This is a genomic window from Rhizobium sp. CF142 (genome assembly GCF_000281145.1).
GTDB lineage: Bacteria > Pseudomonadota > Alphaproteobacteria > Rhizobiales > Rhizobiaceae > Rhizobium.
This window is the reverse complement of record NZ_AJWE01000054.1, coordinates 101,433-111,653: the sequence shown is the minus strand read 5'-3', so window position 1 is coordinate 111,653 and position 10,221 is coordinate 101,433. Positions and strand designations below refer to the sequence as shown.

Sequence of the window (10,221 nt, the reverse complement as noted above, 5' to 3'; positions counted from 1 at the left end):
TTTGAACGCCAGCCGCTTCCGCTTGTGAGATACCGAAGAGAATGCCGGTGGCAGATTTGCCGATAAAGAAACCCGACATCGGCATCAGACCATATCCTGATGCATTCACCTTCGCGACGACCGCACGGTCATCCACCGTCTCATCGCGAAACCAGGCCGCAAGCTGCAGTCCGCCATTGCCGCCTGAAATGAAAAGCCTTCCGCCAAAATGGTTCTCCAGCATCCCGATCGTCCGGGCCATGCGCTCGGCATATTGCTGGTTCATGCGCCTCAAATAGGCACGCAGACGGCCCTCATTGATGAAATCGGCAAGTGCCGCCTGGATATGGGTGGAGACGGCAACGCCCCTGCGATGCAGTGCCTCCGAGGCCTCTGATACCAGCCAGCGCGGCACGACCGCATAGGCGACACGCAGTCCTGGTGCCAGCACCTTCGAGAAGGTGCCGACGTAAGCCACGACCTCCGCCCTGTCGATGCCCTGCAAGGCGGCGATCGGCCGCGAGCCATATTGAAAATCGCTGTCGTAATCATCCTCGACGATAAGGCTCTCGTGACGCCGCGCCGCCTCCAGCAGCGCCAGCCGGCGCGGCAGGCTGAGCGTGGCGCCGGTCGGATATTGATGGGATGGCGTCACATAGATCAGCGCCGGCTGCGGGCCTTCCGCCTTCGATACGTCGATGCCGTGCTCATCGCAGGGAACCGCCACGATGTCGGCGCCGGCATCGCCGAGCAGCAGGCGGGCAGCAGGGTAGCCGGGATCCTCCATCCATGCCGTCTTGCGTCCGCTCCTTCTCAGCATGGCTCTCGCCAGCATGTCGATCGCCGCGCGCGTGGAGGGCATGATCATGACCTGCTCCGGTCCGGCGACCACGCCGCGCGTCGCCGAGATATGCTCGAGGATGGCTTCGCGCAGCTCGTGGATACCAGTCGGGTTCTCATAGCCGAGGTGATGGATGCGCAGCGAGCGGCTGCGTGCGGCAAGATGACGGCTCCAGGCGGCATGCGGGAAATCCGATACATCGGGCACACCGGGCCGGAACAGGCCACGATAGGAAGGCTGGTCCGATCTTTTTTCCTCAACGGGAACACGGTCGTCCCTTTGGTGCTCGGGTCGCATGCGTTCAAGCGCGGCAACCCGCGTCGCAGCACCGGCAGACGCCTCGATATAACCTTCGGATCTCAGGCGCTCATAGGCCTCTACCGCCGTGGAGCGTGCAACACCGAGCGAAGCCGCAAAGGCACGGGTTGAGGGCAGCTTATGGCCGGCCGGAAGCTGGCCGAGCAGGATACGGTCGCGCAGGCTTCGATAGATCTGGCCGGCCAGGTCACCGCCGTTTCGATCGAGGCTCAGCCATGTGGGTGCCGATGTCATGCGTCAACTGGTCTGCCAGAAAGTTCAAAACTGGACTTTTACTCCAGTCCATTTGCAAGGCAAGAGCAGTCGGAGTTCAATGCATAAGTTCAATGGAATGACGGATATGACAAAAGATCTCGCCAACTGGAAGGGCGTTGCCCGCCCTGCCCGCGCCCCGATTGAAGGCCGCTACACCCGCCTGGAACCGCTGGATGCCGCAAAGCACGGCGCCGATCTGCTCCGCTCGGCGCAGCAGCCGGGCGCGGAGGACCGCTTCCGCTATCTCTTCGAAGCAGCACCTGCTGATATGGCAGCCTTCACGCCCTGGCTGGAAAGATCAGTCGCAAGTGAAGACCCTTTGTTCTTTGCCGTCATCGACAAGGCAACGGGACGCGCCGAGGGCCGGCAGGGACTGATGCGCATCGATACCGCCAATGGTGTCATCGAGATCGGCAATATCCTCTGGGGACCTGATATCGCCCGCAAGCGCGTTGCGACCGAAGCGCTCTATCTCTGCGCCGCTTATGTCTTCGACACGCTCGGCTACCGGCGCTTCGAATGGAAGTGCAACAATCTCAACGAACCGTCCAAGCGCGCAGCACAACGCTTCGGCTTCGCCTTCGAGGGCATTTTCCGACAGCACATGGTGCAGAAGGGCCGCAACCGCGACACTGCCTGGTTTGCCATGACCGACAGCGACTGGCCGAAGCTGAAGGCCGGCTATGAGGCATGGCTTGTGCCCGAGAATTTCGATGCCGAGGGACAGCAGAAGAGCAAGCTCAGCTTCTAACGCGATCTAAAGCGTGCCGCGATCTTTCAGATGCGCTTGTCACGCTTTAGACTTTGTTTTCCCATGTCGTTACCGCAAAACCGCTGCACACTTTTGCGCGACATGCTTTGAGCGGCGGCAATTAAAAAGCCGCCGCCCCGATGACAATAACTTCATTGCTACCAATATGTTCATGGGTCCCAATTGAGGTTAAGGGTTGGGCCTTTCACGCAAAGCACGAAGCTATTCTGTCAGGAGCTCATATGACCAGTTCGTCCGACTATACGCCCCCTAAGATCTGGACCTGGGACAAGGAAAGCGGCGGCCAGTTCGCCAGCATCAATCGCCCGATTGCCGGGCCGACGCATGACAAGGAACTGCCGATCGGGCGCCACCCGCTGCAGCTCTATTCCCTGGGAACACCGAATGGCGTGAAAGTGACCATCATGCTCGAAGAGCTGCTGGCGCTTGGCCACAGCGGCGCGGAATATGATGCCTGGCTGATCAAAATCGGCGATGGCAACCAGTTCGGTAGCGGCTTCGTCGAGGTCAACCCGAACTCCAAGATCCCGGCGCTGATGGACCGCAGCGGCGAAAAGCCGGTGCGCATCTTCGAATCCGGCGCGATCCTCACCTATCTCGCGGAAAAATTCGGCGCCTTCCTGCCGACCGACCCGGCCAAGCGCGCCGAATGCTTCTCCTGGCTGTTCTGGCAGGTGGGCAGCGCGCCCTATCTCGGCGGCGGCTTCGGCCATTTCTATGCCTATGCGCCGACGAAGATCGAATATGCGATCAACCGCTTCGCCATGGAAACCAAGCGCCAGCTCGACGTACTCGACCGGCGCCTCGCCGAAAGCGAATATATCGCCGGCGACGAGTTCACCATCGCCGACATGGCGATCTGGCCCTGGTATGGCGGCCTCGTGAAAGGCTGGATGTATGGTGATTCCGCGGAATTCCTGCAGGTGCAGGAATACAAGAACATGAAGCGCTGGGCCGACCTGATCGGCGAGCGACCCGCCGTCAAGCGCGGCCGCATGGTCAACCGCGTCAGCGGTGAGCCCTCCAGCCAGCTTCACGAACGCCATGATGCCAGCGACTTCGATACGAAGACACACGACAAGCTGCAGGCCGTCGGCTGACGACATCAGAAAGGCAGGCTCGCCGTTACGACGGCGTGCCTGCCCTTGCCAAAAAACGGCGCCAGGCCGAAATCGCAAATTTTCCCACTAAAAATTATGGGTTTTTAAGCGAACTGTACCGAATCCGGCAAAAGTGCCCTCGCCTCATTCTTCCAGTCTTGCTGAAATGCCTAAGCTCTCCTGCCACCTTTCGGAGAGCTTTCCCCATCTACCCCGCCGAAAGCCACCGGCGGGGCTTTTTATTTCAAGCATCTGGGAAAATCTCTTGGCCATGTCAGAGTGGGCTGACGCCAACAATCACATTCATAGCTCAAGTGAAAAAAGCTTCCGCTCTAACGCCACTTCGGCTGAGGCGTGGAAGCGTTCGCCTGGATCTCATGGAGCGGCGCCCGATGACCCAGGAGCTTCTTCAGCTTCTTCTCCTCGGCCGGGCTTATCCCGAATTTTCGGCAATGCTCGGTGATATCCTGATCTTTCGGGCCGGGAATTCGAACTTGTCGATTGTTCATCTTCTTCATTGACGCTTCCTCCTCCGAAGGAAACCAACTTAGCGCCAATTTGTTCGTTAGCAACATCTAAAATTTAACGTTTTGGCTATTTCAAATCGGTGGGCAATATCGCAATACCCAGCGGCTTCCTCGCGACCAAAGAGGCCTGGTTCAGTAGTCATCTAAAATCTCTCATCAAAACGCGTTGAGACCTTTGCCGCCGGCGCGAACGCCAAAAGCATATTTTTCCATGCCTCCTCAGTGTGGTGATGTGCGGGTTAGTGGGCCGCTGTTAGAAGTTATTAAGCGAAATGGAGCGGTCAAGTGTTCGTGATGGCTCTCGCATCCGTCTGAGGGAGCGACATTTTGCGTTCAGGCGCTTTGCCACGGGAAGGTGACCATGATGAGCAGATTTCGGACACTGATAATTGGCGTTACGTTGATCGGGCTGACCACTCCAGCCTCGGCGTGCACGACACACCAAACTTCAAATCGTGCCGATTTCCAATATCAGCCCAGGACTTCCGTGAATCCCGCCTGTAGCCAGGGCTTCAGGCCGACCAACGCGCTGTCCTGCAGCTATTGAAGATGGAGCGGTCAAGCCGGGTCGCGAGGTCGAACGCCGGGGCCGTTGCCATTCGAGTCGATGAAGACAATGCCGGCAGCTTCGAGGGCGGGCTGGGGATGATGTGGAAGGCATTGTCAGGCATATGCTGCGACACACGGCGGCCACCTGGCTAATGCGAAGCCGCGGCCGATAGTGGGAAGCTTCCGGCTACTTAGGCATGACCCTTAGACGCTCGAGAAAACCTACGGCCATCCCCATCCCGATCATCAAGCAAATGTCGATGCAGCATTCATCGTTGGCCGCGCAGGGAGGAAGAAGTGACCATTCATTGCCGCAATCGTTGCCGCGAATTTTCATGCAGCAAAGCCAGAAAAGAAAAAAGCCCGCAGAAGCGGGCTTTTCGGCTGGTCGGAGTGGAGTGATTCGAACACTCGACCCCCACGTCCCGAACGTGGTGCGCTACCAGACTGCGCTACACTCCGTGACCAGCGGCGCCTCTATAGACCGGCCTATTATGTTGCGCAAGCACCAAAATTCAAAAAGACGTGGGAATTTTTGACAGGCTCGTGACAAGGCGTTTCAGCCCACCATGCAGCAAAAAGCCACACCCTCGGCAAATTCTTCAGAAGCGGCCAAGTGGCAATTTTCTTTTGCCGGGTTACAGGCTAAAGGGCTTGACGGGACAGGCGAAACCGTCGCGAAGGCGGCTTCGCAGCCACTGGCTAGATATCAGGGACGATACGATGAAACTCCGCACCATGACCGGGGCCGCCACGCTTGCGATTGCGCTTGCCGGATGCACCACCATACCTTCTGCCGGCAACCCGATCGAGGCACGCTGGGTCGGCCAGTCGGCCGGCAAGTTCTTTGCCGCCTATGGCCCGCCGCTCAGCGACCGCGACGAAGGCTCGTCGACGATCTACACTTGGAAGGGCGGTTACAAGACGGTGCGCGTACCCGCGAAATATGCCGAAGGTGCGGATGGCAAGCGCGGCAAGCAGGTTGCTGCGGCCCGCACACTTTACCTGCGCTGCCAGGCCGAAATCACCACCAATTCCGACTACACGATCCGCGACATTCGCACCGTGAACGATATTCCGGGCGTGAATGGCTCTTCTTATTGCGCAGAATTCCTGGCGCCGGAACAGAAGTAAGTTCGACTGCTTGAGAGCGGCTTGATCGAGGCCTGCCGGTGAAAATCGGCAGGCCTCTAAATTATTTGAGAGGGACTGTTGCGTTGGCTGGATTCAGTTTTGTCCTGTCCCAATGTTCGCGTAGCGCCTCTACAAGGGGTTTATCGACGCCCATCTTAATTTTCTGCCCGTGATAACTAGTTAAATCCAGGGCCTTTCGGTCGCCACTGGACTCTGCCGGACTGACGAATATCCTAAAGGCCTCATCGAGAGTGAATGCTCCCAGCTCAAATGCTCTATCGTGCATGAGGCATAGGCACAGTCCGTTACCAGGATCTCCCCGAAGCTCTTTGTTGTCGCTCCACCGAGCAATATGCGAACCAACGAGAAAACGAGAATCGTCGATATCGCATCCCGGGAAGCAGCATTTGTAACCGTAACAAGCTTTGATCAATTTGCTGAAACGTTGTTGGCCAAGCCTATCGTTAATTAGTCTTAGCGCATCTCCTGTTCTTACCCTTTGGCTTGGAGACTTATGATTTCCATCAAATTCATCAAATAAAATATCAATCAACTCCCTATCTGCATGCGAAAGGTACCCACCATTTTGACGCTGTAATTTTCCGGATTGCTTCACGCAAAAAAGATTCTTCTTCGTCGCTTTCTTTTTGTTTTTCTCTACATATGAAAGCAGTTCTTTTTCTTTTTTTTCAAAGATAGACTTTAAGGTGATCGGTCGGGGAAACATCGTGAACTGATGTAAGTCCGCTCTGTAAAATGATCTTGCGTGCTTCCAGTCGCCGGGAAAAGGGGGACGCTCCTCGGTCTTATAACCGTCTCCGCTTGCTACCGAATATCCAATAAACGCTGCTTCATCTTTGTCCTTGCCCCGAAGGTGCAGGATAAGGTCATCCTTTCGAACAAGCTCTATGTTGGACCAGTAAGCCCAAGACGCACCGTCTTCCTTTTTAGTCGGGGCCCATACGCAAAGTGGGAATGACCACAATCCACCGCCATGCGTCATATCCAGCGACATCTCGATGTACATCGAACCAGACCCTCTCGAATTCGTTCAATTGAATTTTCATGGGTCGCAATCTAGGTGTGCAACAGCTAAAAGAAGGTTGATCAGAATGAGATGAACAAACTTCTTGTACAACGATCTAAACATTGGCTGGGGCGCCTGGATTCGAACCAGGGGATGGCGGTACCAAAAACCGCTGCCTTACCGCTTGGCTACGCCCCACCAGAGCTGAAGCGAATGCCGCTTCGCCAAAACGTGGCCTGATTAGCAAAGGTCTGTCTGCGCCACAATCACTAAGTTCACTGCGACGTCATATTTGTATGCGCTGCCACGCCGGCATGATAGGACTTGAACGATCGACACAGCCAATGGAGACACCGTTGAGCCAATATCGCGCCCGTCCGCCGGCGCTTGCGACGCTGATCCTCGATGATGCTGTCGTGCGCATCACCCAGTGGGATTTCGAGCCGGGTGCCGATACCGGCGTCCATACGCATGGGTTCGGCTATGTAGTCGTGCCGATGACCGATTGCCAGTTCCTGATCGAGGATGCCGAGGGAAGCCGGCGGGTGGATGTTGCCAAGGGCGCTGCCTATCGCCGCGAGGCCGGCACCGAGCATAATGTCGTCAATGCGGGCGACCAGCCCATGTCCTTCATCGAGATCGAATATAAATAGACATGTCCGGCGCGAACTTCGATCTTTTCTTCGATCCGGCTTACGGCCGGGCGGTTCCGGTCGCAGAGGGCATCCAGCGACTGACGGCGAACAATCCGAGCCCTTTTACCTTCCGCGGCACGAACAGCTATATCGTCGGCGGCGCATCGGTCGCCGTGATCGATCCGGGGCCGGAGGATGAGGCGCATTTCCAAGCGCTGATGACAGCGCTTTCCGGCCGGCAGGTGACGCATATTTTCGTCAGCCATACTCATCGGGACCACTCTCCGCTTGCAAAACGGTTAAAGCAGGAAACTGGGGCGCTGACGGTTGGCGAAGGCCCCCACCGCCACTCGCGCCCGCTGCGCGAGGGAGAGATCAATCCCTTTGCCGAGAGCTCGGATGCGGATTTCCTACCCGACATTGCTATCGGCGACGGAGAGACGATTTCCGGCGATGGCTGGGCGCTGACGGCGGTGCTGACGCCCGGCCATACCGCCAATCATGCGACCTTCGCACTTGAGGGCAGCGGCATCCTGTTTTCGGCCGACCATGTGATGGCCTGGGCAACGACGATCGTGGCGCCGCCGGATGGCTCCATGGCCAACTATATGGCCTCGCTCGACAAGCTGATCGCCCGTGAGGACAACCTGCTGCTGCCCGGCCACGGAGGGCCGGTGACGTCGCCTGCGCCTTTCCTGCGCGGATTGAAGACGCATCGGCGCCTGCGGGAGCGCTCTATCATCGAGCGCATCCGGGCGGGGGACAGCACTATCCCCAGGATGGTCGAGGTGATCTACCGCGACACCGATAAGCGGCTGCATGGTGCGGCGGCCCTTTCGGTGCTGGCGCATATCGAGGAGTTGATGGAGCGCGGCGAGGTAACAGCCGACAGGCCGCCTTCCCTCGTTGCGCATTATCGATCGGCAGGAGGCTGAGGATGGCGGCGCATCCGGATTACAGCTATCGCGACGACCCTTCCGTGCCGGCTTTTGCGGACGACAAGCCGCTGATCCTCTTTGATGGAGAATGCGTCTTCTGCTCCGGCTGGGTGCAGTTCCTGCTGAAGCGGGATAGGGAAAAACGCTATCGCTTCATCGTTGCCCAGACGCCGCTCGGCGAGGCGCTCTATCGGCATTACGGGCTGGAGACGCGGGACTATGAGACCAACCTGCTGCTCGACAGGGGCCGTGCCTATTACAAATCCAATGCGACGATCCGTATGCTGGAGGGGCTTGGTTTGCCCTGGGCTCTGGCAGGAATGTTGCGGATCGTGCCGCGGCGAATTGCGGATGTCGCCTATGGCGTTGTTGCGCGGAACAGGCTGAGGATAGCGGGGCGACGGGAGAGTTGCATGGTGCCGACGGCTGAGGTGCGGGAGCGGTTTCTGGGGTAGGTTTGGCGGTACAGCGTTGTGTCGTAGCGGCTAGCGGACCCGTTTGCGATTAAGGCGTTTTACTATGCCTCACCGTATCCCGGCCCTTCGCGTGGCTCAGGGCGTTCGGTCTTGCAATCGATTCACTGGATCGATTGCTGCTGCTCCGCAGCACCAGACCTCACCCACCCGCGATCCCCAGAAGTTCGGAATCGAGGGCACCGAGATATTGCTCGGCCTCTTCGGCGCTGAAGCCGAGATCGTGCTGGCCATAGCGGGAGGCGACGCGCACGTCGACGAAGGTGGTTTCGGCCTCTTCGCGCAGACGGATGATAAAGTCGAAACGCAGACCGAGGATGAAGGTGCGCGTCGTGCCCTGCAGGATCACGCCATTGGCGCCGCGGATCAGCTTCGCCACATCGTCCTCATAGGGGCGCGGCGTCGGCACGGGAATGATATCGGGCGAATCGGCGACACCGCTTTCGGGCTGCGCCGGAACTGGCTTGTTTTCCAGTTCGCGGCCGGGCGTCGTGTCGCCTTCGCTCTTGGTGATGGTGATGCCGTTTTGCTTGGCGACCTTCTTGACGGCTTCGAGAACGCGGTCGAGCGCACCGTCGTAACGGCGGCCGGTAAGTTCCGGATAGGCGACGAGCTGCCTCTCGCGGTCGCCGGATGTAACGGCGGGATCGCGCGGCAGCCAGATCTGGTCTGCCTGCGGCGTCGACAGCCAGTCAGGTGCGGTGGCCGTATCCGTGGTCACGTCATAGATTGCCGGCAGAGTGAAATAGCGCTCCGCTGCAAAGGCACCGATGCCGAGCGGAAAAGCTGCGTAGATGAGTGCCGCCAGCGCATTCAACCCGCCTTCGGCACCGGTCATCCAAAGGCTGCGAAGGCCGATAGCAGCCAATAGGGTCGCGAGGATCGCGCAGCCGACGGAAACGAGCAGCACCAGGATGAGATAGGGTGTCGCCAGCCCACCGAAGCGATGGGCGATCAGCACCGCCACCGAAAGCACAAGCGCAAACGCCCCGAAGTGCCGCGAAAAGCGGGCAGCGCTGGAAACGGGACGATCGAAACGGATGGCCATCAAACTTACCAGTTGGTCGGCAGCGATGCATCGATGCACCTGCTGCCAACGACTTTTCTAGTGCAAGATTCGTCTAAATTGAAACTCTTGTCTGAGCATTGCCTGCGCAATCCACGTCAAAGGTCCAAGTCTGAGGGCATTCCTTCCGTAAGCTATTGCTGATATGCCGTAAAAAGGCCATTCTGCCGGGGTCTGATACATGTCCCACGAAACAGGAGAGACAGATGATCTCATCCGAGACGATGGAAAGACAGCGAGCTTCCTCGCTTGGCGGCATCGACCGCGCCGAGCCGCTGCTACCACTGGAACTTCTCGAACTCGAACTTTCGCTGGAAGGCTACGCGGATGGCGAAGCCGGTTTCTGCGAGGTGGTGCGCAAGGCGGCTGCCGAAACCCGTGGCGAATTTCTCTTCGACCTGCCAGCGGCGGGGCTCGTGGAGGATTGCCGACGAATCGCGGTGCTGCGCATCCCGACATCGGACAAGAAGATGCGGGTGGTTCTGGCTCTGCTCGACCAGAACGGCACGGAAATCCGCGTGCAGGCGCCCGATGAGGATACCGAACATCTGGTGCGTTTCGCCGATGCCTTCATCGAGGTTCTTGAGCGGATCTGAATTCTAAAGCG

Annotated in this window: 11 protein-coding genes and 2 tRNA genes; 7 read left to right on the top strand and 6 right to left on the bottom strand. The window is 58.3% G+C overall.

Annotated features, from left to right (window positions below; translation table 11 throughout):
- Positions 1-1,372: MocR-like pyridoxine biosynthesis transcription factor PdxR (locus PMI11_RS14220; RefSeq protein WP_007818096.1), on the bottom strand; the 1,372-nt coding region annotated here is incomplete at its 3' end.
- A 106-nt stretch (positions 1,373-1,478) separates the two neighbouring features.
- Between PMI11_RS14220 and PMI11_RS14215 the strand changes: the two genes are divergently transcribed.
- Together PMI11_RS14215 and yghU are read left to right on the top strand one after the other, a co-directional pair.
- Complete coding sequence (locus tag PMI11_RS14215; protein ID WP_037071336.1) at positions 1,479-2,144, top strand: GNAT family N-acetyltransferase; 666 nt, start codon at positions 1,479-1,481, stop codon at positions 2,142-2,144.
- A 242-nt stretch (positions 2,145-2,386) separates the two neighbouring features.
- Positions 2,387-3,265 (top strand): glutathione-dependent disulfide-bond oxidoreductase, encoded by an 879-nt coding sequence (yghU, locus tag PMI11_RS14210; protein WP_007818094.1) that lies wholly within the window; start codon positions 2,387-2,389, stop codon positions 3,263-3,265.
- Positions 3,266-3,597: 332 nt separating this feature from the next.
- Here yghU and PMI11_RS36475 read toward each other — a convergent pair whose 3' ends face one another.
- Entirely contained in the window at positions 3,598-3,783 is a 186-nt protein-coding gene (locus tag PMI11_RS36475) for a hypothetical protein (RefSeq protein WP_007818093.1), read from the bottom strand.
- A 943-nt stretch (positions 3,784-4,726) separates the two neighbouring features.
- Positions 4,727-4,803 (bottom strand) — tRNA-Pro (locus PMI11_RS14205).
- Between the two features lie 261 nt (positions 4,804-5,064).
- Between PMI11_RS14205 and PMI11_RS14200 the strand changes: the two genes are divergently transcribed.
- Entirely contained in the window at positions 5,065-5,475 is a 411-nt protein-coding gene (locus tag PMI11_RS14200) for a hypothetical protein (RefSeq protein WP_007818092.1), read from the top strand.
- 61 nt (positions 5,476-5,536) lie between these two features.
- On the opposite strand, the gene PMI11_RS35995 is transcribed toward PMI11_RS14200, so the two are convergent.
- Together PMI11_RS35995 and PMI11_RS14190 are read right to left on the bottom strand one after the other, a co-directional pair.
- Positions 5,537-6,502 (bottom strand): HNH endonuclease, encoded by a 966-nt coding sequence (locus PMI11_RS35995; protein WP_007818091.1) that lies wholly within the window; start codon positions 6,500-6,502, stop codon positions 5,537-5,539.
- 123 nt (positions 6,503-6,625) lie between these two features.
- Positions 6,626-6,700 (bottom strand) — tRNA-Gln (locus tag PMI11_RS14190).
- A 158-nt stretch (positions 6,701-6,858) separates the two neighbouring features.
- On the opposite strand from PMI11_RS14190, the gene PMI11_RS14185 reads away from it, so the two are divergent.
- Genes PMI11_RS14185 through PMI11_RS14175 form a run of 3 tightly spaced genes read left to right on the top strand, consistent with a single transcriptional unit; the run spans position 6,859 to position 8,530 of the window.
- Entirely contained in the window at positions 6,859-7,155 is a 297-nt protein-coding gene (locus PMI11_RS14185; RefSeq protein ID WP_007818089.1) for a cupin domain-containing protein, read from the top strand.
- Between the two features lie 2 nt (positions 7,156-7,157).
- Positions 7,158-8,072 carry an MBL fold metallo-hydrolase gene (locus tag PMI11_RS14180; RefSeq protein ID WP_007818087.1) on the top strand — a complete coding sequence of 305 codons (915 nt, stop codon included), beginning with the start codon at positions 7,158-7,160 and terminating at the stop codon, positions 8,070-8,072.
- A 2-nt stretch (positions 8,073-8,074) separates the two neighbouring features.
- Positions 8,075-8,530 carry a thiol-disulfide oxidoreductase DCC family protein gene (locus PMI11_RS14175; protein ID WP_007818085.1) on the top strand — a complete coding sequence of 152 codons (456 nt, stop codon included), beginning with the start codon at positions 8,075-8,077 and terminating at the stop codon, positions 8,528-8,530.
- A gap of 160 nt (positions 8,531-8,690) precedes the next feature.
- On the opposite strand, the gene PMI11_RS14170 is transcribed toward PMI11_RS14175, so the two are convergent.
- A complete protein-coding gene (locus tag PMI11_RS14170; RefSeq protein ID WP_007818083.1) occupies positions 8,691-9,596 on the bottom strand; it encodes a DUF1499 domain-containing protein in 906 nt (301 codons plus the stop codon).
- A gap of 224 nt (positions 9,597-9,820) precedes the next feature.
- Here PMI11_RS14170 and PMI11_RS14165 point away from each other — a divergent pair, with 224 nt between their 5' ends.
- Positions 9,821-10,210 (top strand): hypothetical protein, encoded by a 390-nt coding sequence (locus PMI11_RS14165; RefSeq protein WP_007818082.1) that lies wholly within the window; start codon positions 9,821-9,823, stop codon positions 10,208-10,210.
- Positions 10,211-10,221 lie beyond the last annotated feature (11 nt).